The organism is Sorangium sp. So ce1335, assembly GCF_051521615.1.
GTDB lineage: Bacteria > Myxococcota_A > Polyangia > Polyangiales > Polyangiaceae > Sorangium.
Window position 1 is genome coordinate 5752045 of record NZ_CP150363.1, and the last position, 24402, is coordinate 5776446.

18 protein-coding genes and 1 pseudogene are annotated in these 24402 nt (G+C 71.0%); 4 read left to right on the forward strand and 15 right to left on the reverse strand.

All coding sequences use genetic code 11. From position 1 onward, the window contains the following. The first annotated feature begins 12 nt into the window (after window positions 1-12). Entirely contained in the window at window positions 13-591 is a 579-nt protein-coding gene (locus WMF24_RS21280; protein WP_437738257.1) for a superoxide dismutase, read from the forward strand. A gap of 162 nt (window positions 592-753) precedes the next feature. Here the strand turns inward: WMF24_RS21280 and WMF24_RS21285 are convergent, their stop codons facing one another. The 8 genes from WMF24_RS21285 to WMF24_RS21320 form a co-directional block, all read right to left on the reverse strand. Further along, window positions 754-2433: a methyl-accepting chemotaxis protein gene (locus WMF24_RS21285; protein ID WP_437738258.1), complete on the reverse strand. Its 1680-nt coding sequence runs from the start codon at window positions 2431-2433 to the stop codon at window positions 754-756. Further along, entirely contained in the window at window positions 2412-3407 is a 996-nt protein-coding gene (locus WMF24_RS21290; protein WP_437738259.1) for a CheR family methyltransferase, read from the reverse strand. Before WMF24_RS21290 ends, WMF24_RS21285 begins: the two co-directional genes overlap by 22 nt. After that, the gene (locus WMF24_RS21295; protein WP_437738260.1) at window positions 3404-3958 is read right to left on the reverse strand and encodes a chemotaxis protein CheW; all 555 of its coding nucleotides are present in this window, start codon (window positions 3956-3958) and stop codon (window positions 3404-3406) included. The genes WMF24_RS21290 and WMF24_RS21295 overlap by 4 nt, the downstream gene beginning before the upstream one ends. A gap of 55 nt (window positions 3959-4013) precedes the next feature. Beyond that, a complete protein-coding gene (locus WMF24_RS21300; protein ID WP_437738261.1) occupies window positions 4014-5702 on the reverse strand; it encodes a chemotaxis protein CheA in 1689 nt (562 codons plus the stop codon). A 5-nt stretch (window positions 5703-5707) separates the two neighbouring features. Beyond that, on the reverse strand, window positions 5708-6226 hold the full coding sequence (locus tag WMF24_RS21305; RefSeq protein ID WP_437738262.1) for a chemotaxis protein CheD: 519 nt from the start codon (window positions 6224-6226) through the stop codon (window positions 5708-5710). Between the two features lie 94 nt (window positions 6227-6320). Next, complete coding sequence (locus WMF24_RS21310; protein WP_437738263.1) at window positions 6321-6689, reverse strand: response regulator; 369 nt, start codon at window positions 6687-6689, stop codon at window positions 6321-6323. A 544-nt stretch (window positions 6690-7233) separates the two neighbouring features. Continuing rightward, on the reverse strand, window positions 7234-8034 hold the full coding sequence (locus WMF24_RS21315; protein WP_437738264.1) for a Sua5/YciO/YrdC/YwlC family protein: 801 nt from the start codon (window positions 8032-8034) through the stop codon (window positions 7234-7236). A gap of 694 nt (window positions 8035-8728) precedes the next feature. Next, on the reverse strand, window positions 8729-9373 hold the full coding sequence (locus WMF24_RS21320) for a cadmium resistance transporter (RefSeq protein WP_437738265.1): 645 nt from the start codon (window positions 9371-9373) through the stop codon (window positions 8729-8731). A 401-nt stretch (window positions 9374-9774) separates the two neighbouring features. Between WMF24_RS21320 and WMF24_RS21325 the strand changes: the two genes are divergently transcribed. Next, window positions 9775-11649: a hypothetical protein gene (locus tag WMF24_RS21325; RefSeq protein WP_437738266.1), complete on the forward strand. Its 1875-nt coding sequence runs from the start codon at window positions 9775-9777 to the stop codon at window positions 11647-11649. Window positions 11650-11671: 22 nt separating this feature from the next. Here WMF24_RS21325 and WMF24_RS21330 read toward each other — a convergent pair. Continuing rightward, window positions 11672-11782: pseudogene (locus WMF24_RS21330) on the reverse strand (hypothetical protein); the annotation flags it as partial. 208 nt (window positions 11783-11990) lie between these two features. Between WMF24_RS21330 and WMF24_RS21335 the strand changes: the two are divergent. Continuing rightward, a complete protein-coding gene (locus tag WMF24_RS21335) occupies window positions 11991-13952 on the forward strand; it encodes a hypothetical protein (protein WP_437738267.1) in 1962 nt (653 codons plus the stop codon). Between the two features lie 22 nt (window positions 13953-13974). On the opposite strand, the gene WMF24_RS21340 is transcribed toward WMF24_RS21335, so the two are convergent. The 5 genes from WMF24_RS21340 to pucL all read right to left on the reverse strand — a co-directional run bounded on the left by WMF24_RS21340 (window position 13975) and on the right by pucL (window position 21813). Continuing rightward, the gene (locus WMF24_RS21340) at window positions 13975-15687 is read right to left on the reverse strand and encodes an RICIN domain-containing protein (RefSeq protein ID WP_437738268.1); all 1713 of its coding nucleotides are present in this window, start codon (window positions 15685-15687) and stop codon (window positions 13975-13977) included. A 136-nt stretch (window positions 15688-15823) separates the two neighbouring features. Beyond that, entirely contained in the window at window positions 15824-17179 is a 1356-nt protein-coding gene (locus WMF24_RS21345) for a DUF1552 domain-containing protein (RefSeq protein WP_437738269.1), read from the reverse strand. Window position 17180: 1 nt separating this feature from the next. Beyond that, window positions 17181-18698 (reverse strand): DUF1592 domain-containing protein, encoded by a 1518-nt coding sequence (locus WMF24_RS21350; RefSeq protein WP_437738270.1) that lies wholly within the window; start codon window positions 18696-18698, stop codon window positions 17181-17183. A 568-nt stretch (window positions 18699-19266) separates the two neighbouring features. Beyond that, entirely contained in the window at window positions 19267-20934 is a 1668-nt protein-coding gene (locus WMF24_RS21355; protein ID WP_437738271.1) for a lipase maturation factor family protein, read from the reverse strand. A gap of 33 nt (window positions 20935-20967) precedes the next feature. After that, a complete protein-coding gene (gene pucL / locus WMF24_RS21360) occupies window positions 20968-21813 on the reverse strand; it encodes a factor-independent urate hydroxylase (RefSeq protein WP_437738272.1) in 846 nt (281 codons plus the stop codon). A 277-nt stretch (window positions 21814-22090) separates the two neighbouring features. Between pucL and WMF24_RS21365 the strand changes: the two genes are divergently transcribed. Next, window positions 22091-23611, forward strand: coding sequence for a cobalamin B12-binding domain-containing protein (locus WMF24_RS21365; RefSeq protein WP_437738273.1), 1521 nt, complete (start codon window positions 22091-22093; stop codon window positions 23609-23611). 35 nt (window positions 23612-23646) lie between these two features. On the opposite strand, the gene WMF24_RS21370 is transcribed toward WMF24_RS21365, so the two are convergent. Beyond that, window positions 23647-24336: a hypothetical protein gene (locus tag WMF24_RS21370; protein ID WP_437738274.1), complete on the reverse strand. Its 690-nt coding sequence runs from the start codon at window positions 24334-24336 to the stop codon at window positions 23647-23649. Window positions 24337-24402 lie beyond the last annotated feature (66 nt).

Here is a 24402-nt window from a genome sequence, read left to right on the forward strand (position 1 = left end):
AGGAACAGATACATGACCTTCACGCTCCCCGAGCTCCCCTACGCCAAAGACGCACTTGTTCCCCACATCTCGGCCGAGACGCTCGATTTCCACCACGGCAAGCACCACAACGCGTACGTCACGAAGCTGAACGAGCTCGTGGCAGCGGACGCGGCGCTCGCGGGCAAGAGCCTCGAGGATCTCGTGCGCACGACGTCCGGCGCGGTCTTCAACCAGGCAGCTCAGGTGTGGAATCACACGTTCTACTGGCACAGCATGAAGCCGCAGGGCGGCGGTGAGCCTCCCGCCGCGCTCCGGGCGGCGATCGAGGCGGCGTTCGGGAGCGTGTCGTCGTTCAAGGAGAAGTTCAGCGCCGCGGCCATCGGTCAGTTCGGCTCGGGCTGGGCCTGGCTGGTGAAGAACAGCTCCGGCAAGCTGGAGATCGTGCAGACGGGCAACGCCGGGTGCCCGCTCACGGAGGGCAAGACGCCGCTGCTCACGTGCGACGTGTGGGAGCACGCGTATTACATCGACTACCGCAACGCCCGGGCGAAGTACGTGGAGGCATGGTGGAACCTGGTGAACTGGGACCACGCCGCCTCGAAGCTGTGACCCACGCGCTCCCGCGAAGGCGGCGTCGAGGCCGCTAGGTGTCCAAGCATCAGAGCGAGCGCAGCCTCGTCGGCCCGTCGTTCGCCCTGGTGCTGGCCTCGAAGGCCGAGCGCTGCGAAGGTCGAGCCGGCATCAGCCCGATGAGGCCGATGAGGCAGGGTGTCAAAACGGGACGAAGTCCTGATCGCCCGCGGCGTGCGGCGCGCGCCCATTGCCCGATGCGCCGCCGTTCGATCGGCCCTTGAGCGGCGGCCTCCACAACGATTTGCCGCCCTGGCGCTCCGGGGGACGGCCCGCGCCCGGGGGCTTGTTGCCGAGGTCGCCGTCGCCCTCTTGAGAGAGCCGGAACGACGCCATCACGTTCTGGAGCTGCTCTGCCTGCGCCGAGAGCTCGGCTGCCGTGCTGGCGAGCTCCTCGGCGATCGCCGCGTTGCGCTGCGTTGACTGCTCTATCAGCTCCACCGCCCCGCTGATCTGGGCCACGCCGTTCGACTGCTCCTTGGATGCCACGGCGACGCCCTGCACCAGCTCCGCGGTCTCCCGGATCGACGGGACGAGCTCCGCGATGAGCTGTCCCGAGCGCTCCGCGACGACGATGCTCGACGCGGCAAACGAGCCGATCTCCTTCGCCGCGTCCCGGCTCCGCTCGGCCAGCCGCCGCACCTCCGTGGCGACGACGGCGAAGCCCTTGCCGTGCTCGCCCGCGCGCGCCGCCTCGATCGCGGCGTTCAAGGCGAGCAGGTTCGTCTGGTACGCGATCTCCTCGATGATCACGATCCGCTGCCCGATCGCCTTCATCGCCTCGACCGTCTCCCGGACGGCCTGACCGCTCTGCTCCGCGTCCTTCGTCCTCCGGTGCGCGGTCTCCTCGACCTGCTTGCAGTTGGCGGCGTTCTTCGCGATCGTGCCGTTCAGCTGCTGCAGGCTGGCCATCGTCTCCTCCACGGACGCCGCCTGCTCGCTGGTGCCCTGCGACAGGCTCTGCGCTGTCGCCGAGAGCTGCACCGAGACCGAGGAGACCGAGACCGCGCCGCTCCGGACCTCGCCGATGAGGCCGGCGAGGCGGTCCGACATGACCTTCACGGCGCCGAGCATCTGGCCGAACTCGTCGGAGCTCTTCACCTTGACGTCGCCCGTGAAGTCGCCCTCGGCGATGCGCTGGTGGATCGATACCGCCTGGTTGAGCGGCACCAGGACCATCCGGCTGAAGAGGATCGCGAGCATCGCGGCGACGACGAGCGCGAGCAGACCTCCCACCTGCAGCGTCACGTACATCGTCGTGACGAGCGCGTTCGTGGCCGCCTGCCGCTGGCCGAGGAGGGCGAGCTCCTCGTCATCGATCTCCTTGAGCGTCGCGCGCATCTGGTCCATGAGGCCCTTCCCGCGCCCCCGCCTGACGTCCTCGACGGCGCGCTCCGGCGGCAGCCTCGCCTCGTCCGCGCTGCGGCGGAGCTGGATCGCCGGCTCCAGCACGGAGGCGAGCCACTCGTTGTGGTCCCTGGCGACCTTCTCGAGGCGCACCTGCTGGCGCGGGTTGTCCCTGGTGAGCTCCCGGGCGCGGCTCAGGCTCTTCTCGAACCGGTCGCGCCCGCCGCGGTACGGCTCCAGGAAGGATTCCACCCCGGTGATCATGAAGCCGCGCTCCCCTGTCTCGGTGTCGAGCAGCGACTCCATGATGTCACTCGTTGCGAGCATCACCTCGTACGTGTGCTGGTCCCATGAGCGGGCCTCGTCGAGCTCCGCGAACCTCTTGTAGGCCGTGCCCGCCAGGACGAGGACGATGACGACCATGGTGGCGAAGCCGAGGTAGAGCTTCCGGCCTACTCCGATATGCGCAAGCATGATGCATGCTCCGGGCTGGGTGTGTTGCGGCTTCCTTCGAGCCCCGGCGGGGGCTGGAGCCGATAAACGGACGGCGCGACGCATCGCACGCGGTGGTCCGTCCCGTGGAGGCCCTCGGCGTGTCCGAGGAACAGGTACCCTGAAGGCGCGAGGCTCGCGATGAGCCTCGCCACGATCGACGCCTTCGTCGCAGCGTCAAAGTAGATGAGGACGTTCCGGCAGAAGATCAGATCGAACAGGCCGAATCGCTTGGGTGCCGCGTCGAGCAGGTTGAAGCGCCGGAAGGTGACGAGCTTGCGCAGCTCCGGCCGGGCCTTCATGAGGCCCGCGCTCGCGCCCGTCCCGCGGAGCATGTAGGCGCGCAGGCGCTCCTCCGGGATCTCCGAGGCCCGCTCGATCGGCCACACGGCGCGTTGCGCCTGGTCGAGCGCACGGGCGGACAGGTCCGTCGCGAGGATGCAGATCCCCGGAGCGCCCGTCGACGCGGCGCCTGCCCCTGGCGACGCCTGTCCCGCCGCGGCGCTGCGATCCGGGGAGGGCAGGCTGTCGAGCAGCGTCATCGCGATCGAGTAGGGCTCCTCTCCGGTCGAGCAGGCTGCGCTCCAGGCGCGCAGCGGGCGGCCGCCGCGCGCCGAGGGCGCTCCGCGGCCCGCGCTCGCGTGCCACGCGGGGAGGATCTCGCGCTCGAGCAGATCGAACTGCTCGCGCTCCCGGAAGAAGTGCGTCTCGTTCGTGCAGATGCAGTCGAGCATGTGCACGAGCTCGCCCTCGCCGCCCGCCGCGGTCACACGGCGGTAGTACTCGCCGAAGCTGCGGAGCCCGAGCGCGCGGAGCCGGGGCCCGAGGCGGCAGAGCAGGAGCGGCTTCTTCTGCGGGCCCAGCGCGATGCCCGAGAGGCGCTTGACGAGCCTCTGGAACAGCACGAACTCCTCGTCGTTGAGGGTGCGCGGGCTCAGCTCGGCGATCGAGATCATCGCCTGTCCCCTTCCTCTGCCGGCGCGCCGAGGCTGTCGGGGAGCGCCGGCGGGGCCCCGGGGGCCGAGAGGCCGAGCGTCGTCGAGGCCAGGAGCTCCGCCGGCGAGAGGATGCGGTCGATGTTGAGCAGCAGCACGAGCTTCTCGCCTACCTTCGCCAGCCCGAGCAGCTGATCCACGCGCACCTGCGCGCCGAAGGTCGGCGCGGGCTCGATCTCGTCCTCGGAGAGCGTGAGCACATCGCCCACGCCATCGATGAGCAGGCCGAGGCGGGTGTTCTCGCCGTCGAGCTCGGTCTCGACGATGAGGACGCAGGTCCACCGGCTCACCCTCGTCGGCGGCAGCCCGAGCTGCACCGCGAGATCGATGACCGGCACGACGCGGCCCCGGAGGTTCATGACGCCGACGATGCACGCCGGCATCATCGGGACCCGCGACGTGACGCTGCGCTCGACGATCTCCCGCGCCCGGAGGATGTTCACCGCGTACTCGTCCCCGGCGATGATGAAGGAGATGTATTGCGACACGGGGCTCGACGCGCCGGAGATCATGACGCCTCCATGGAGAGAGATGGGCAACGCGCGCGCCGCGCGCCGGGGCGCCGGCTCATCCTGGGCTGCCTCCGGCGGCCGATGGCGCTGACCTGCGCTCGTCGAGCGCGTCGACCGGGACCGCGTCCCTGAGGACGCCGCCGAGCAGCGCGTCGACGTCGAGGATCATCGCCACGCTGCCGTCGCCGAGGATGGTCGAGCCGGAGATGCCCGGGACGCGGCGAAAGAGCTGGCCGAGCGGCTTGACCACCGTGCGCGCCTCGCCTTCGAGGGAGTCGACCACGAGGCCTGCCTCGGCGCCGTCGAGCGCGACGACGACGACGCGCTCGTCCGGCGGGGGAGATCCGCCGAGCCCGAAGAGCGCCCGGAGGCGGACGCACGGCAGCGCGCGCCCGCGCCGGACCATGAGCCCCTGCGCGCCGCCGTGCGCGAGCGAGCCGCGGGGCAGATCGCAGCAGGCGAGCACCGCGCGGAGCGGGATCACGTACCGCTCGTCGCCGATCCCGACCGAGAGCCCTTCGATGGTGGCCAGGGTGAGCGGGAGCTGGATCAGCAGCGACGTGCCGTGCCCCTCGCGGCTCTCGATCCGGATCGTGCCCTGGATCGACTCCACGCGGCGCCGCACGACATCCATGCCCATGCCGCGCCCCGCCAGGTGGGACGACTCCGTCGCCGTGGAGAACCCGGGCTCGAACACGAGGCTGAACAGCTCATGATCCGAGAGGGCGCCGGGCGCAGGGTGCCTCCCCAGCGCCCGGACCCGCGCGGCGATGCGCTCGCGGCTCATGCCGGCGCCGTCGTCGGAGATCCGGAGCGCGATGCCGCCCCGCTCGTGCGCGGCGTGCAAGGTGATCGTGCCGCAGGGGTCCTTGCCCGCGGCGCGCCGCGCCTCGGGCGCCTCGATGCCGTGGCAGATGGCGTTGCGCAGGAGGTGCGTGAGGGCGTCCCGGAACCGCTCGACCACGGCCGTGTCCACCTCGACGTTGCCGTGCACGACCACGAGGCGCGCCAGCCTCCCGTGCGCGTGGGCGAGATCGCGCACCGTGCGCTCGTAGTGCCGGAACCAGGGGCCGACCGGCACCATGCGCGCGGCGCGCACCGCCTCCTCCAGCTCCTTGCAGAGCCGATCTTGCTCCTCCATCTCGTCGCGCAGCGCAGCGCCAGCCTCCCCTCGCACCGCTCCGAGCGTCCGCGCGATCCTGTTCCGGCCGAGGGTGAGCTCCCCGATGAGATCCGCCATCCGATCCAGCTTCTCGACGACGACACGGATGCTCTTGATGCCGGTCGCGCCCTCCGCGTCGTCCTCGGTCGCGCGGCGCGCGCTCGTCGTCCACGCGCCCTGCGGCGCCGCTGCCGCTCCGCGCCGCGCCTCCTGGAGGCGCGCGATGACCTCGTGGTGAGAGGTGCTGCGCTCGACCTGTCCCCGCTCGACATCGGCGACGAGCCGGCGGGCGGCGTCCACCGTCTCGAGCAGCAGCGAGACCACGGGCGTCGTGAGGGCGAGGTCGCCGCGGCAGAGCGCCTCGATGACGTCCTCCGCCGCGTGCCCGAGATCGCTCAAGCTGCCGAGGCCTACCGAGCCGGCGGTCCCCTTGAGCGTATGGGTGGCGCGAAACACGCGCTGGAGCACGTCGTAGACGTCGTGTCCGGCCTCGAGCTGCAGCAGCGCGCGCTCGATCTCGTCGACGATCTCATGCGCCTCTGCCATGAACGTCAGGAGGAGCTCGTCGCGATCCGTATCCATGCGGCTCACAGGGGCTGGATGGCGATGGCACCGTCGTGGGTCCGGAAGACGACCTTGCGTCCCCGGTTGCCGCCCGTCTCCAGCTCGGTGATCCGTATTCCCCCCGCGCGCAGTAACGCAAGCCCGGCATCGACGTTTTGGGCGCCGAGGTGGGTGCCGCGCTCCCGGAACGCGGAAATGAGGCAGGCGCCCCCGACGACGCGCGCTTGCAGCGCCCGGCCGGAGGCCCCGAGCTCCATGAGCCGCTCGAGCAGGCGCTGGCATGCGATATCGGCGAAGCGGGCGGAGGCCATCCTCGGGCTCGGACACTCCGGGAGCACGTAGTGGTTCATCCCGCCGACGCCGGTCGTGGCATCCCAGAGGCAGATGGCCACACACGATCCAACGATGGTGGTCACCGCGGTCGGCTCGGACGAGGCGAATATCTGGCCCGGCATGACGTGGTGGGTCTTCACCGGCAGCGCGCGCCAGCTGGGCGGTCCGGCAGACACCGGCGGTGCCGTGGCGCCGGACGGTATGGCCATGTCCTCTCCACCGACGTCGTCGTACGGAGAGCCGGATCGATCGGCGTCGCCGGAAGGAGCGCGGTATGCGCCCCCCGATGCCCTGGCCGCTGCGTCAGTCGCCAAGACAGTTCCTCACCTTTTCCAGGAGCTCCATCGTGTCGATGGGCTTGGAGACGAAATCGGAGCAACCGCACCGGAAGCCCTGCTCCATGTGAGCGACGTCGTTTCGGCTGGTGACGAGCAGGATCGGCGTGCTGCGCGTCGCCTCGTCCGCGCGCAGCCGCCGGCAGGCGTCGAACCCGTCCACGTGCGGCATGACGACGTCCAGGAGAATGAGATCGGGCCGCTGATCCATCGCCACGGCGATGCCCTCGCCGCCGTCGTTCGCCGTGATGATGTCGTAGTGATCGCGCAGCGCCATCTGCTCGATGCGCAAGATGGTCTGAGAATCGTCGACCAGCAGAATCTTCTTCCGAGACACCGTTCCACCCCTCTTGTCTGATGCAGCGGATGCAGCACGAGACCGCGCCGCCACGCATGGTAGGCCAGATCCCCCCTCATCCACCTACGTACTAGGTATCTCCCCCCCTGACAGGGATCACCTTACCATGAGGGTCTGTCGAAACTCCACGTTGAAAATTGCAGCATCCACACATCGCCTCTCTCGCCCCTGAGCCCGTCCGGCCGTGCGGTTCATCGAGAGGACCGGCGTCCTCGGCTCGGATCGCTCGCTACGTTCGCCTGAGCCGCCCATCGATGCTGGGTGAAGCTGGGTGAAGGACAGCGGGACCGGTCGAGGTAGGATGTGCGCCGCGACGCACAGCGCGCCTGGAGGGCCGATGCGCGGGTTGCGCCAAGGCCGTCGAGCTCATCGACGTGCCCGGTCATACGCGATCCGCACATCCTACTTCTCGGATGGCCAGTCCGACGGGCCGCGCGTCGTTCGAGCGCTCCTCCGCCGAGCGTGGGTCGACGAGGGTGTCGTCCTTGACCGGCTCTTCCGGCCGGATTCCTGACGCGCAGAGCTAGGCTTGCTGGAGCCTTGGGCCGCGGGGGCCGGGGGCGCGGAGGAGCGCGGGGCGGTCGCGGTCGCCGGCGCGCGAGCGCCGCGCCTGGCGGCCTCCGCGGCCGTCATGGCGACGAGGGAGAGGCCTGCGGAAGAGGGCGGCGTCGGCGCGGGCGAGGACGTCGGCGAGGTAGTCGCTCCGGGCGACGGCCGCGTGGAGGGCGTCCTGGATGCCGTGCCGGTGGATCTCCCAGCCGCGTCCGGGGACGAAGCGGAGCGTCGTCGTGGAGGCGTGCGGGCGCGCGCGCTCGCGCAGCGAGTCGCCGTCGAGCACCCAGACCTCGGCGTCGAAGGCCGCGAGGACCTGCCGCAGATCGACCGCCGGCGGCACGCCGGGGCGGTTGGCGCTGCTCACGAACAGCGGGGCATGGCGCTCGAGCAGCCAGGCGATGGGATCCCACGTGATGCCGAAGAGGAGCGCCATGCCGTACTGCGTGGCGGGATCGAGCCAGTCGGGCGCGCCGGCGTCGCGGGCCCGCGGCACGAGGGCGGTCACCCGCTCGACCGAGAGCAGCCAGCCGAGACGACGGCGTTCGGCCTCGTCGAGCCCGACGTGCGGCGCGATCCGATCGAAGCGCGGCTCCCACGCGGCGACGGGCTGATGGTCCGGTTGGCCCTTCGCCCGGTTCACGGCGCTCGCCGTCTTCGCAGCCACCACGTAAGCCAGCGGCGAGGGCGTCGGCAGGACGACCGCCTCGCCCCTCTCGAGCGCCTCATCGAGGGCGAGCTGGCCGGCCGCATCACATCGCGCGACAGGCACCGTCGCCTCCTCTGCGCTCGCGCACCGGCGCGGGCCCGAACGGCTCCTCGGCTGCCGGGAGCGTCCCGGGCCGCGCGCCGTCACGGAGCGACCCGGCCCGCGCCACGACGGCACCGGCGACGGCGATTTCACGCATCGCGCCCGAGACCGTGGTCACGGGCGGCTCTTTTCTTGCTCGAAACATGGCATTCACGCTGGGAGAGCGACGAGGCGCCCCGAAAGGCCGGAGCTCGCGACGGCGCCTCGTCCGCCCGCGCCACTAGCAGGCATCGGGCCACAGCGACCCGGGAGCGACGGCTGCGCAGATCAGGGCGCTCGCAGGGTCGATCCGCCCGGCCGCCGTCGAGATGCGGGGCGCGACGCCCGATGGCCCAGCCCCTCACAACGCGCGGATGATGGCTGCAGCAGGCAGCACGTGGTGGCCGCAGCAAGCAAGCGCTGCGGACCGCAGCGAGCAGCAGGCGCCTGCCCCGAACAGCCCATCTCGCGCTGAAAAATTCCGCTCCATCTATCACACAGGTTCAGGGACGCCTGTCCGTGGAACCTCGATGACCCGCGGCAGGCGCGGTTGCGGGATGGCCTGCGGTGCGCGCGGTTGCGGAACATACCCGAGAGGCACAGACGACACACGGCCTCTCCTCTGTTCTCTCCCCTCTGTGCCCTCTACGCCCTCTGTGGTTCCTCTTCAACCCCATCACAGAACCACGGCTGGGATTCCTCTCATCCCCGCCACGGGACCACGGACGAGCACGATGGCATCCGACAGGATCCAGAGCCCCAGGCCGATCAGGACGAACGGCAGCGCCGCGCGGCCATGACGCCGGATGCGGCTGCCCAGGACCGGGTGATGGACGAGGCGGTGGCCGAGCGCGCACAGGGCGCCCGTCATGACCGCAAACACCGCCGCATGGAGGGGGATGAGCCCAGGGGAGCTGGAGAACAGCGGGACGTAGACGCCGAGGTTGTCGCCGCCGTTGGCGACGGTGACGCTCGCCACCGCCAGCGCTCGGCTGCGCGACGCGCCGCCGCGCGGGCTGTCCTCCGGGCCCTCGTCTTTCTCGGCGTCGCCGTGCCAGAGCGCCCACAGGCCTCTCAGACCGAGCGCGAGCGGAGCCAGGCCGAGCAGGCCGATCCACCCGTCCGGCACGCGGACGGCGAGGAGCGCGCACGCGACGCTGGCCGCCACGAGCGCGGCCATGCCGAGGAACTGACCGGCGACGACCTGGCGCGGCGTGAAGTCGGGGTCCGAGAAGAAGGCCGAGAGCAACAGGATGTCGTCGACGTTCGTGGAGATGAACACGACAGCGCTCACCCCGAGAGCCGGAAGGATCTGCTCCATGGCGCGCCCGCGCACGTAGCACCGCGGGCGGCAGGGCGCCCGGCCGGCGAGGCGCCCGGCGCCGACGGGCAGGCGCCCGGCGCCGACGGGCCCGCGTCGACGACGCCGCCGCTGCCGCACGGGACCTTCCGGGGTAGACCGTGATGGCCGGCGCGGCTCGCCGACGTGGTGAGCGGCATCTTCGTCCCCGTCGTGCGCGGCATCGCCTCGCCCCCCTCCTTGCGTGGCTCGCGATCGACCCCTCCGACGAGAAAAATTGAATGACGGAGACGGCGGGCGCACCTAAGCGTGTTGACTACGGAGGGTCCATGCAAGCTTACCGTCGACACGTTGGCACCGCGATTGCTATTGCCCTGTCCCTCTCGGCCGAGGCCGCTCACGCCGCCGTCACGATCGAGATCGTGCAAACCGGCGAGTTCATCGAGGGGGAGACGGTCCCGGTTCGCGTCGCGGCGTCGTCGCCCGACGGCATCTATTACGTAGAAGCGGAGTTCGAAGGGCTCCTCATCGAGCTCACGCCGACGGAAGACGGCTACTTCGAGGGGTCGTTCGATCTCGGCGAGCTCGGGGGCGAGCTACCGTACGGCCCTCACGTCGTGACGGTCGACGCGTACGGCACGTTCGGCGATGTGGGGAGCGCGCAGCGCACCCTGCACCGGTACGCGCCCCCGACCCTCGCGTGGAACGTGCGGCCGCACGACACCCTCACGGCGGGCTGGCGCTTCGAAGCGAAGTGCATCCCGACGCCGCCCTACGAGTGCAAGGAGCTCGCGGCGCAGTTCAGCAGCCCGAGCGGAAGCTACTCCTTCTACAACGACGTGTGGTCGCCCTACCCGCAGCCCGTGCCGGGACGGCTCTACATCAAGGAGGCGGAGGGCCACAGCGGCTACTGGCTCCCGTCGGGCCGGACGTACACGCTCACGATCTCAGCCAACGTCGGCATCGGCCCGAACGTCACCACGACGGTCGGCCCCATCCATGTCGACCGAAGCCAGCGGCTCACCGCCGTCCAGCGCGCCCCCGGCGCCATCCTCGATTTCGATGCGACGCGGTTCCTCTTCCTGGATCACCTCGCGCGCCTCGGGATCTTCGAGCGCGCGACACAGGCCGTGACGTGGCTCGAGAGGATGCAGCAAGGCGGAGACGCTGCCCCGCTCAGCGCGGTCTACGGGGCGCTCACGCCGTCCGGGGCCGTGTACCAGACGACGAACGGCTACATCTTCTCGTGGGTCGATGGCACACGGAACACCGTCGCGCGCGCGGCGCGCCTCGACGCCGTGAACGGGGACACGGCGGTGTGGACCACGAACAGCGACGACTGGGCCCTCGCGCACTCGCTGTCCACGGGGAAGAACAGGACCCTCTGGGCCAGCGCGGGGAGCCGATCGCCGTTCCAGGCCGACATCGCGGCTTCCGGCGAGATCTTTTTCGGCACCTACGAGAACGCCTCGATCGTCGGCCCCGGGAGGTCGCTCCTCGGGGATCACGAGGGCAACCTGCAGCGGCCGATCACCGACGGGACGAATGTCGCCGGCCGGTGGTGGGACGGGCGCACGAGCTCGAGCTACCTGTACACGGCGGATGGGGAGGAGGTCTTCCTCGGCGACTCGATCACGAGCACCTCCGCCGGGCTGCTCGTGCACGCGGGCCACACAGGCTTCCTGAAGAGCGACGGCGCCGTCAACCAGGTGTGGCTGCGGGCCGCCGACGGCGAGCAGCATCAGATCAGCGACTTCGCGACGGATAGCACGTTCGATCAGGTGAAGCTCCGGGTCGGCCACGACGGCCTCAGCGACTCCGGCGAGGTCCTCTTCCTGAACGGCGGCAAGCGCTACATCGGCGGGCCGGGCGCAGCGCCCGAGGAGATCAGCACGGATCTCGGGCACGGGCGCTGGCTCGACGGGAGCTGGTACGTGACCATCGGCAACACGCTGTTCCAGGTCGCGGGCGAGGAAGGCTCCCCCGCGCGCCTCGCTGCGACCGTGGCGCTCACGCCGGAGGACGGCGCGCGCGAGGTGCTCTCCACGTCGTTCACCGGCGACGAGCTGCCCGACGCGCCGGTGTTCGCCCGGGATCTGCACGAGCCCGACGCGCTGCCGGAGCTGACCGACGGCACCGAGCTGATGGGCGACGGCGACGCGGACGGCGGTCTCTCGCCGGCAGCGGCGGGGTGCAGCGCCTCCGGCCCGGCGGGCTCTCCGCCCGGCGCCGCAGCGCTCGCCGCGGCGCTCGCGGGGCTCCTCGCGCTCGCGCGGCGCGGCCGCCCGCGGTCGTAGCGCCCCGCGGCGCCCCCGCCCCTCAGTTGGCGACGACGAGCCGCCACCGCTGCTCGTCGCCGCCGCTGCTCCCCCGCTGCTCTATCGCGGCGGCGTCGCCGGTGGAGCCCTGGACGACCCCGATGAGCTTGCCGCTGTTCTTGTTCCACTACCTGCGATCGCCGACCAGGTGAGCTTGCGTTGGGAGCCGCCGACGTCTGGTGAGTGGCGTCTTCGTCCCCGCCGTGCTCGGCGTCGCCTCGCTCACCTTCGTCGCGTGGCTCGCGGTCGACCCCTCCCACGAGAACAATTGAATGATCAAGACGGCGGGCGCACCCCAGCGTGTCGACTACGGAGGGTCCATGCAAGCTTACCGTCGATACGTTGGCTCCGCGATTGCCATTGTTCTGTCCCTCTCGGCCGAGGCCGCTCACGCTGCCGTCACGATCCAGATCGACCAGCCGAGCGCCCAGTTCATCGAGAGCGAGACGATCCCGGTGCGCGTCGCCGCGTCGGCGCCCGACGACATCTACTACGTAGAAGCGGAGCTCGAAGGGCTCCTCATCGAGCTCACGCCGACGGAAGACGGCTACTTCGAGGGGTCGTTCGATCTGGGCGAGCTCGGGGGCGATCTTCCCGACGGCCCTCACGTCTTGACGATCGACGCGTACAGCACATTGGGCGATGTGGGCAGCGCGCAGCGCACGCTGTACGGGCACGCGCCGCCTACCCTCGGATGGAACGTGCAGCCGAACGACACCCTCACGGCAGGCTGGCGCTTCGACGCGAAGTGCATCTCGACGCCGCCGTACGAGTGCAAGAGCCTCCGGGCAACGTTCAGCAGCGCTGACACGACCGTCACGCTCGTCAACGATGGGTCAAATCCCAGCCCTGTGCCGGGGCGGCTCTATGTCAGGGAGGCGCAGCACGGCGACCGGTACGAGATCCCGTCCGGCAGGACGTACACGCTCACGATCGAGGCCACCGACGAGCTGGGCGGGGTCGTCGCGAGGACCATCGGCCCCGTCCACGTCGAGCGGAGCCCGCGGCTCACCGTCGTCCAGCGCGCCCCCGGCGCCATCCTCGACTTCGATGCGACGCGGTTCCTCTTCCTGGACCACCGCGCGCGCCTCGGGATCTTCGAGCGCGCGACGCAGGCCGTGACGTGGCTCGAGACGATGCAGCAAGGCGGAGGCGCTGCCCCGCTCAGCGCGGTCTACGGGGCGCTCACGTGGTCCGGGGCCGTGTACCAGACGACGAACGCCTACATCCGCGCCTGGGTCAACGGCAGCCCGTACACCGTCGCGGGCGCGGCGCGCCTCGACGCGGTGAACGCGGACACGGCGGTGTGGACGATGAACGACGACGACATGGCCATCGAGAGCTACCTGTCCGCGAGGACGACTCAGCCCCTCTGGGGCCGCACGGGGAGCCGCTCGCCGTTCCAGGCCGACGTCACGGCTAGAAACAGCGTCTATTACGGCGTCTACCACAACCCCTGGATCCGCGGGCCCGGGGTGCGCATCGGGAACCACGAGGGCAACCTGCAGCGGCCGATCACCGACGGGACAATCATCGCCGGCCGGTGGTGGAATGGGCGCACGAGCTCGAGCTACCTGTACACGGCGGATGGAGAGGAGGTCTTCCTTGGCGACTCGATCACGGGCACCTCCGCCGGGCTGCTCGTGCACGCGGGCCACACAGGCTTCCTGAAGAGCGACGGCGCCGTCAACCAGGTGTGGCTGCGGACCGCCGACGGCGAGCAGCATCAGATCAGCGAGTTCGCGACGAACAGCACGTTCGATCAGGTGAAGCTCCGGGTCGGCCACGACGGCCTCAGCGACTCCGGCGAGGTCCTCTTCCTGAACGACGGCAAGCGCTACATCGGCGGGCCGGGCGCAGCGCCCGAGGAGATCAGCACCGATCTCGGGCACGGGCGCTGGTTCGACGGGAGCTGGTACGTGACCATCGGCAACACGCTGTTCCAGGTCGCGGGCGAGGAAGGCTCCCCCGCGCGCCTCGCTGCGACCGCGGCGCTCACGCCGGAGGACGGCGCGCGCGAGGTGCTGTCCACGTCGTTCACCGGCGACGAGCTGCCCGACGCGCCGGTGTTCGCCCGGGATCTGCACGAGCCCGACGCGCTGCCGGAGCTGACCGACGGCGCCGAGCTGATGGGCGACGGCGACGCGGACGGCGGTCTCTCGCCGGCCGCGGCGGGGTGCAGCGCCTCCGGCCCGGCGGGCTCTCCGCCCGGCGCCGCAGCGCTCGCCGCGGCGCTCGCGGGGCTCCTCGCGCTCGCGCGGCGCGGCCGCCCGCGCTCGTAGCGCCCCGCGGCGCCCCCGCCCGTCAGTTGGCGACGACGAGCCGCCACCGCTGCTCGTCGCCGCCGCTGCTCCCCCGCTGCTCTATCGCGGCGGCGTCGCCGGTGGAGCCCTGGACGACCCCGATGAGCTTGCCGCTGTTCTTGTTCCGTATCTGGTAATCCCCCCCGCCCACGTCGATGAACAGCCACGCCTGGTTGTCGCCGTCGTGGTTCGTCCACTGCTTCAGCGCGATCCCGTCGTTCTTCGACTCGTCGGGGACGTCGAGCACCTTGCCGCTCCTGACGTTGGTCAGCCGGAAGTGGCCGGCGCCATTGTAGTTGAGGGTCCACTTCTGGTTGTCGCCGCCGCCGTCCGGGCTCTGGACCACCGCCGCCCCGTCCTCGGACGACGCGCCCGCGACCTCCATCACCTTGCCGCTCTTCTTGTTCACGATCTTGAAGCGGTTCGTCGCCCCCGCGATGGTGCCGGCCGCCGTGTCGATCGTCAGCGTGTTGTTCCAGCTCATGCTCATCGTCGTGTCGGAGGGGAACGAGATCGGCTGCCACACATAGGTCGAGTCGTTGACCCGCCCGCTCCAGGCGCCGGCCCAGCGGTCCCCCATGTACAGGTAGGATGTGCCCGCGCTGCCCTGGACCGGGAGCACGTAGGTCGACTGGGAGTGGAACGTCGTGCCGTCGGCGACGTTGGTCATCGAGGACCAGCCGCTGGCGAGGGAGCGGGAGGTCGCGTATTTGGCCTGGTTCGGCGACCAGCCGGTGGCCCCGGAGGTCAGCAGGAAATAGGTGCCGTTCCGCTTGAACAGCGCGGGCGCCTCGCGGTGCCCGCCGGGGAAGAGCACCGCCACGAGGCGGTCGATCTCCAGGTAGTCGGGGGTGAGCTGGTACAGGTTGAGATCGTAGTTCTCGTTCGAGGCGGAGATGAAATAGCCCTTCTCGTCGTCGTCGACGAAGAGCCCGCAGTCCCGCGACATGTACCCGGGCTTGCCGTGATCGGTCACCCCGCTGTCGGCGAGCGGCCGGAAGCTTCCGTGGTACGTGTACTCGCCGTCCACCGTGTCCGAGCTCGCGACGGCGGCGCGCGCCTCGCCGTAGTGCATCCCGTTCTCCCAGTGCATCCACATCACGAACTTGCCCGTGGACTCGTTGTAGACGACCTTCGGGCGCTCGATGTTCGCAGGATCGAGGTCCTCGTCCGAGTCCATCGTCAGGACATGGTTCCTGAACTCCCAGTGACGCAGATCCTCCGAGCGATAACAGGAGACGGCGTAGAACGTCCCGTTCGGGTTCCGGTTCTCCCCGAACCAGTAATAGTACGGGCCGACCTTGATCATCCCGCCGCCGTGCGCCTGGATGGGGTTGCCCGAGGTGTCGGCCCACTGGATCCCGTTGACCATGGGGCCGAGATCCACCGGCGCCTCCGGGGCTCCGCCGCCGTCGCCGGGCGCCCCGCCGCCGCCGGACGCCGCCCCGCCGCCCGTCGCGGCCCCGCCACCCCCGGTGGACGAGCTGCCGCTGCCTGACCCCGAGCTGCCGTTGCCTGACGCCGAGCTGCCGTTGCCTGACGCCGAGCTGCCGTTGCCTGACGCCGGGCCGCCGGATGCGCCGACGCCGGGCGCCCCGCCGCCGCCGGACGCGGAGTCCTCCGACGGATCGGGCTGGCCAGCATCGCCGCAGGACGCGAGGCAGAGCGTGACAGCCAGCAGGCAGGGGACCGGTGACAGGAAAGAACGACGCATGATGCCCTCCAGACAGAGGCTCATCTCCACGCCTTCAACCTGGCCTGTCAAGCCCCTCGCGCGCGAAGACCCCAGGAGGGGGCCGAGCGCGGCGACAGGGGCCGGGCCCGTCGGCAGGGCCCGGCGCGGCGGGCGGCTACGTGAGCCCCGGGAGCGTCCCGGTGCAGTAGTTCGGATCCCCGAACGTCGTGTCGCTGGTCCCCATCGCGTTGGCGATCGTGAGGAGCAGATCGTTGTGCTGGCGCGCCCTGCCGCCGTTGGCCAGGAAGTCCACGAAGCGCCCTGTGCGGAACACCCCGCCCGCGCCGCCGGCGAGCAGGAACGGCATGTTCGTCAGCGCGTGCTGCGTCGACTCGCTGATCTCGGTGACCCACAGCACGACGGTGTTGTCGAGGAGCGTGCGATCCCCCTCCGCGTACGAGTCCAGCTTCCCGAGCAGGTAGGCGAGCTGCTCCGCGAACCACGTGTGGATCTTGGAGTACTGCGCCTTCCCCTCCGTGTCCCACTGGTGCGAGATGGCGTGATGATTCCCCCGGAGGTCGAGGAACGGGTAGAGGTGCTCGCTCTCGGCGTACGACCACTGGAGCGTGACGATCCGCGTGAGGTCGCACGCGAGCGCCGCCGCCGCCATGTCCATCTGCAGCTTGCCGATGGCGGGCATGTTGGCGTCGTCCGAGAGGTCGATGCGCTCGCCCAGCGCCGGCCCCGTGCAGCCCGCTGTCTCGACCCCGCCGCTGCCGCCGGCGAGGCGCTCCTCGATGTCCCGGATCGACTGCATGTGCGCGTCGAGCTTGATGCGATCCTCCGCGCCGATGCGGGGGCGCACGTCCGCGATGTCCTCGCGCAGGATGTCGAACACGGTCCGTCGCTGGGCGCGGAGCCGATCGACCGCGCCCGCGCCGCCCGGGTTCGGCATCGCGGCCCCGAAGAGCTGCTCGAAGGTGTCGTACGGGTCCTCGCGCGGCGGGATCGGCTGGTCGGGCCCGGCGTAGCAGATCCGGCCGCGCACCTCCGCGTCGCGGACCTGGACGCCGAGCTCCAGGGTGCGGAACAGTGTCGACGGCTTCAGCGTGTTCGCCAGGTGCTGGTCGAGCGAGATCCCCGACGACCAGCCGGCGTTCGTGGAGTTGAAGCTCCGGAAGTTGCCCCGGAGGAGCGCGCGCCCCGTCAGCAGGCCGCCGATGCCCCGCGCGTGCTCCGAGCCGATGTTGGAGTTGACGACGACGTCCATGTTGACCCCGCGCAGCGGGATCAGCTTCGCCTTGAACGGCTCCAGGGGCTGCAGCAGCGGGCCCAGCGTGAAGTCGGTCTCCGTGCCCCGGGGCATCCATTGCGACTCGAGCGTGCCGTTCGGCGTGTAGAACACGACGAAGCGCTTCGGCGCGTTGCTCTCGTCGCCCCGGGCCCACTCGGAGTTCAAGAGGGGGATCGCCGCGGTCGCCGCCAGCGAGCCCTGGAGCAGCCGTCGTCGAGAAATCAATCGCGGTCTCATCTCACTCCTCCTCTGCTGCGATGGCGCTGCGGAACATGAAGGCCTCTGTCTGCGTCGTGGCCACGATGAGCTCGACGAGGTCGCCCTCCGAGCCGTGGAACCCCGTGCGCAGCGCGCCGAGCGAGCAGTCGTCGCCGGCGGACTCGAAGCGACCCGCCGTGTAGCGGAACCACTGCGTCGCGAGGCACTCCCGGACCTGCGCGCTGTCGGCGAGCCGCTCCGCCAGCTCGCGCACGCCGACGAACGGGCCATCCATGTCCTCGGACGCGACGATCTGCCCCGAGCTGTCGATGACCTGCCCGCCCTCCTCGGTGCGGAACCCGCCGACGGAGTCGTAGTTCTCGAACGCGAAGCCGATCGGGTCCATGAGCTGGTGGCAGCCCTTGCACGACGCGTCCGAGGCGTGCTGGTTGAACCGCTCGCGCGCCGTGACGCCCACCTCGCCCGTCGGCAGCGTGAGATCGACGTCGGGCGGCGGCGGCGGCGGCTCCTGGCACATGAACTTCTGCCGGATCGCCTTGCCGCGAAGGACGGGAGAGGTCTGATCCGGGTGCGCGTGGACGGCGAGGAAGGCGGGCTGCGTGAGCACCCCGGCGCGCTGCTCGGGCGGGAGGTTCACGAGCTGCGGTGTGCTCGATCCGGGCGGCACCGTCACCCCGTACAGCTGCGCGACCGCCTCGGTGGCAAAGCCGACGGGCAACGTGAGGAGGCTCGAGAGCTTGCGGTCGCCCGACCACAGGACGTGCTCGATGAACGCGGGCGTCTCCGCGCTCATCCCCGCGACGAGCTCGTCGTCGAAGCCGGGGAACGCCCCCTCTTCCTTGACGATGCTCTCCAGCTTCCCGAGGTTGAGCCATTGCTTGTAGAACTCCGCAATGGCCCGGCGGGCCTTCGGGCTCTCGAGCATCTGGCGGGTCCGCCCGGCGAGCTGCTCGGGGGTCGCGAGCAGGCCCGCCTCGGCGGCCGCGAGCAGCTCGTCGTCGGGGCCCGACGCCCAGACGAGGTACGACAGGCGCGACGCGATCTCGTACGGATCGAGGCGCACCCTCGGCGAGGAGGCGTCCAGATCGTGGCGCAGCTCCAGGCGGAAGAGGAACTTCGGCGATTGAAGGACGGCCCGGAGGACGACCTCGATGCCCTCGCGCATCGACCCGTCCGTGCGCCCCGCCGCATAGGCGCGCATCAGCCGCTCGACCTCCGCCGGCGCGAGCGGCCTGCGGTACGCGCGCCGGCCGAACTGCTCGACGAACTGCCGCGCGCACGCCTCCTCCTGAGCGACGTTGCCCTCGACCGCCGCGGGGTCGCACGGGAGCAGCGTCGAGAGGTCGCCCGCCACGGCCTCGGCCGCGAGCGACTCGGCTGCCAGGAGGTATTTCTCTGCGTGCAGCGGAGAGATGGTCAGCACCGATGCATTGTTGTTGAAGCCGCCGGCGACCTCATCCGCCGGGAACTGATCGGCGGGGGTCTGCGACGTTCCGAGGAGATCGCGAACCGTGTTGTTGTATTCGAATCGCGTCATGCGCCGCTGCGGCGCGGGGATCCGCTCCGTGGTCCCACAGGCAGCGTGAGGATCTCCTTGTCCGGACGTCCATCCGTCCGCCCCGTCTACCCCGTTCGCCCCCGGGCCTCCCATTCCGATCTTCCCGGGCTCACACCCGGCCGCGAGCGCCAGCGCGAGCGTCACGATCGGCACGCGACCCGCTCGCCAGCGACGATATCCCAAGTCAGCCATACCGTGACCTCCTACCGTCAATCGCAACCTACGGTGGCGTCTCACCGGGCGTCAAGCGCTGCTGCTGGCAACATAAATGAGAAGAAATGAGAAGAAGAAACCACAGAGGCACAGAGGACACAGAGGACAAACAAAACGCTGTGCCCTCTGTGCCTCTGTGGTTCAAATTCTTTTATGTCACGAGCTCGCGGCTCAGAACGCCAGAACAGCGGCAACATGAATGCCCGCTGCGCGGCATCTTGATCACGCGCTCGGTTGAAATGTGCCCTCGCCCGCGCGTTCGGGCCGAGTGCGCCGATCGAGCGATGGCGCCCGCCTGACAGGACTGGATAGTTATGCCTGAGCTAAAAACACATCACGGGGCGGGCTCGACACCGCCGCGCTCGTCGCGCGCCGGGGCGGGCGCGGCGGAGGTGGGCAGCCAACCATAGGCGGCGAGGAAGCGGAGCAGCGACGGATCATCGACGGACAGCGGCGGGAGGTACTCCGCGACGCGGACGCGGCGCCACCACGCGCCGCTGCCGTCGCCGATGCGGGTGAAGCTGTAACGGTAGAGCCCGGCGCGGATGTAGCGGGGCGGCGCGCCGGGGAAAGGGTTGCCCGCGAGCAGGCGCTGCACGCCCGGGTCGCCCGAGAGGAGCTTGTAGACGAGATGGACGATCCACGGCTCGCTCTCGTAGCTGCCGAGCGCGGCGAACCAGATCTGCCAGTCGAGGCGGTAATGGTACGGCGTGATGAGGCACGGGCGGCGGCGCACGTCGCCGGGCTTGCACGGCAGGTCGTACTCGATCCACCGCGTCCCCTCGCCCGGCGCCTCGTCGCGGGTGCCCTCCAGGATCACCTCGTAGCGCTCGCGACCCACGCTGCCGAACGCGCCGTAGGTGTTCACGAGGCCGAAGCTGTCGAACGTCGCGTTCATCGCCTGCCGCGGCGAGAGCAGGTTCATGACCGGACCCACGCTGAGGCAGAGCACGAGGACCGCGAGCAGGGCGGCGGCGATGCGGTGCGCCCGCGACGGGGAGAGCTGTTCGGCGAGCGCCGCGGCGCGCTCGCGGAGCCGCGCGGGGAAGAGCCAGCCGAGCGCGCCGTCGTCGAAGCAGGCGATCGCCGGCACGATGGTGAGCCAGTTGAGGAAGGAGAGGTTGCCGCTCGCGATCAACATCCCCTGGAAGAGCACGAGGAACACGCCGGCGACGTGACGCGCGCGGCGGGGACCGAGCGCGAACCAGGGGACGACGAGCTCCACGAAATGGTTGAAGAGCACGCCGAGCGCGTGCACCCACGCGGGCAGCTGGTGGAGGTAATAGCTGAGCGGGCTCGGGACCGGCTGCGTCTCGTAGTGATAGACAAGGCAGGTCAGATCGCTCCAGCACGGGTCGCCGCGGAGCTTGATGAGGCCGGCGCCCAGCATGATCCGGAAGATGAGCCAGCGAAAGAGCCAGATCACGACGACCGGCGGCGGGGGCGACCGGAACGGCCGGAAGCCGCGCGCCGGACAGAGGAAGATGGCCAGAAAGCCGGTCTCCGCGAGCTGGTGCTCCCAGCCGTAACCGTAGAAGACCTGGCCGATGTGAACGAACGAGAGGTAGAGCGCCCACAGCGCGAGCTGGACGATCGCGTTGGTGACGCCGGCGCAGACGGCGAGCGACAGCGCGACGCCCGCCCAGGCCGCGGCGCGCAGGACGCCGTCCGAGGCGCCGAGCCACAGGAACAGCGTGGGGAGCCGGCGAAACGCCGCGCCGGGGGAGCCGGTCAGGTCGACGAGGCGCTCGAGGAAGCGGTCGGCCGGCAAGAGGCCCTGCGGGCCGAGGAGCGGGCCGAGCTGCCGCGCGAGCGAGAGGAACGCGATGAAGTAGACGAAGCCGAGGAGGCGGAGCAGGACGAAGCGCGTCAGGAGGTACGACCGCGGCGGGCCGAGGAAGCGGCGGAGCGGGTGGCTCCGCATGCGACGGAGCAGCGCGCCGTCGTCCTCGTCGTCCTCGTCGGCCGGACCTGCGGCGGGGGGCGGCGCTTCGCGGGCCATCGAGCGCGAGAGGATAGCCCTCCCGCGCGCCGGTCATCCACCGCGCTTCATCGTCGCGTGGATGAGCCCGTGCGGCTCGTCCACCGGGACGAAGATCTCGTTGTCGTTGCTGAGCCCGAAGGGGGAGAGATCGACCAGGAGGCAGTGCTTGTTGGGCAGCGAGAGGCTCACCTCGTCGACGGCGGGGCAGGCCGCGAGCACCGCGGTCCCGAGCGCGTGGATGGTGTGCTGCACCGAGAGGCTGTGCTGATCGGCGAACGTCTCGAGCAGGGCGCGGCGGGCGCTCTCCCAGGTCCGCGTGGGGGCCTCGTCGCGGGTCGCGGTGCGCCAGCGCGCCACCATGAGGGTCGAGAGGATGCGGTCGCTGGCCTCCTTGAGCGTCGTGTACTCGTCGCACGGGAAGCCCGAGAACGCCGAGCCGGTCGTCTTGAGGACGAGCAGATCCGCGATGCCGCTCACGATGGCGAGCTCGCCGGCGGCGGCCGAGATCTCGGCGATCCGCCGCTCCCCCGCGGCGCGGAGGAACGCGTGCCGGTGCGGCGAGCCGCCCGCGTCGATGCGCGACCAGACCTTCTCCGCGATCGTGATCCGCGCCCGCCGGGTGTGGGCCTTGCCGAGGAAGTGCTCGGCCAGGACGACGCCGAAGTCCTCGATCGGCTCGACCGGATGGCTCTTGGCGAGCGCATACACGGTGTTCTTCATCGTGTCCGTGGGCAGCACCTTGCAGTTGTCGCCCAGCGTGTAGGCGTCGTCGAAATCGCCCTCGAGCTCGATATCGACCTCGATGTCGGTGAGCTCGTGCTGCCCCTCCGCGCGGCGGACCTTGACCAGCCGCACCCTCGATTTGCCGTAGCTGTTCCGCACCAGGGAGATCGACATCGTTCTTCAGCTCCCGCGCCGGGCAACGAGGCCCCTCGGCGACGCACGAAAACGGTACATTGAAGGAGGATGTCAGCTCAAGGCCGGCGGCGCCGGCGGCGCGCCGTGTCGCCGGCGTTCCGCCGCGGCGGCTGCCCGCTGGCTCTCGCGCGCTCCGTCGCGATGGCGGCGCGCTACGCGCTCGCGCTCCGTCGCGGCGGCCATGCGCGGGGATCTTCCGGGCGAGCTCGTGTGATATCGGACGTGCGCCGGCGTTCGGGGCTCGCCAGAACCGGACATGGCCATCCCGGAGGGCAACACGGCAGCCGACGAGCTCCTCGCTCGCCGCGAGCCGTTGAAGGACGCCACCATCGGACGGATCGAGGCCGCGCGGCGCGCGCCGGGCGAGGGCGGCGAACGCGAGGACACCGCGCGGTGCCGCGAGGATGTCGGTGCGCACGTCGACGCGCTGGCGGCGGCGCTCCGCGCCGCGGGCGCCGCCCAGTTCGGCGAGTACTGCGCGTTCACCGCGGTGTTCCTCGAGGGGCTCGGCGTGCCCCGGAGCGCGCTCGGCGCGGCGCTCGACGCGCTGAGCGAGACCGTCGGCGAACAGCTCGCGCCGACGCTGGCCGCCATCGCGCAGGGGGCGCTGGCGGCGGGGCGGCAGCGGCTCGATGCGTCGCCGATCGTGACGCCGGTCGCGCTCGCGAGCATCCCCGCGGAGCCGCCGGCGCACGACGACGCCGCGGAGGCGCGCGGCCGCGCCGCGGAGGCGGCGACGGCCCTCGCGCGCGCGGCGCCGCGCCTCGCGCCGATGAGCGTCGCGCTCAGCTACATGCGGCGCCCGGGCGACGCGCTCGCTCACCGCGCGCGGCGCGGCCGCTGCCTGGAGGACGCCCGGCGCCACATCGACCAGCTCGCCGCGGCGGTCGAGCTGGAAACGCCCGCGCTCTTCGGCGACTACGCCGACTGGGTGCGGTCGCTGCTGACGAGCTTCGGCGTCGACCCCGCCGAGCTCGTGAACCACCTCGGCGCGCTCGGCGACGCCATCGCGCTCGCGCTCCCCGAGCACCTCGCCGAGGCGCCGCGCCGGTACCTCGCGGCGGCGATCGACCGGCTCACCGCCGGCCACGTGGAGATCCCCAGCTTCGTGCAGCCCGACGCGCCGCTCGGCGTCCTCGCGTGCGCCTACCTCGACGCGCAGCTCCAGGGAGACCGGTGGCGAGCCATCAACGTCATCCGGGACGCGGTCGACGCGGGCACGCCGATCAAGGACATCTATGCTCACGTCTTCCAGCCGTGTCAGTACGAGATCGGCCGGCTGTGGCAGGCGCATCAGATCAGCATCGCCGAGGAGCACCACTGCACGGCGATCACCCAGACGATCCTGAGCCACCTCTATCCGCTCGTCTTCAACGCCGACCGCGCCGGTCGCCGGCTCGTGGCCACCTCCGTTGACGGCAACCTCCACGAGATCGGCGCGCGCTTCGTCGCCGATTTCTTCGAGATGGCGGGGTGGGACACGTTCTACCTCGGGGCCAGCACGCCGGCCCAGGACGTGATCGACGAAGTCGCTCGCCGGCAGGCCGACGTTCTCGCCGTCTCCGCCACGCTCGGCGAGCACCTCCGCAGCGTCCACAAGCTGATCACCGCCGCGCGCCACGACGGGCGGTGCAGGGACGTCGTGCTCCTCGTCGGCGGGCAGCCGTTCCGCGCCGTCCACGGCCTCTGGAGGCAGCTCGGCGCCGACGGCTCGGCGCCGACCGCGGAGGAGGCCGTCCGCGTGGCGCAGGCGCTGCTCGCGGCGCGGAGCGCGTGAGGGCGCCCTCGCCGTGCGCTCGCCCTGCGGCGCGCTCACGGCGCCCGGAGCAGGTGCTCGCGCAGGTAGCGCTCCGCGAAGGGCCGCCCGAACATCGCCGCGAGGGCCTCCATCTCCTTGCGGTTCGCGAGCTCCGCGCGGCGCAGATCGAGGTTCCGGCGGAAGGCGGCCTCGCCGCGCTCGCCCGGGCGGACGGGATCGAGCGACGGCAGGCCGCGCAGCGCGTCGAGCAGGCCGGCGGCCGCGGCGAACGCGGCGCCCTCGGCGCCGGGCCTCGCGCCGGCGATCAGCGCGAGCGGCGACAGGGTATCCCGGGCGAAATCGGGCAGCTTCCGCGGCACGAGCGCCGCCGCGGCCCCGGCGTGGACCGCCTCGAGGAGCGGGCGCGCGTGCTCCTGCCAGAAGGCGGCGTCGGTCGGCGAGAGATCGAGCGCCACGAGCGACAGCCGGCCTCCGAGCGCGACGAGATCGACGCCGAGGAGAGGCCGGAGCGCGCCGCGCGCCGGCAGGCCGCACACGGTCGCGGCGCGCACGGCCCCCGCGCCGTCGGAAACGGCGGCGATCGTCAGCGACTCCCAACCTGCCCCGGTGAAGGCCCGAGATCTCATCTGCACCGGCTCCCCCTGGAGCCGTCCGCTCGTCAGGGCCATGCAGGCGGGCAGCGGCAGCCGCGCGAGCCCCCATGCGCCGACGAGCCGGAAGGCCGCCGAGAGGACGAGTCGCATCCCGCGGTCGATCGGATCTGCCAGGGCCTCTCGCGCCCGAGCTCGCTTCATCTGCCGCTCTCCCCC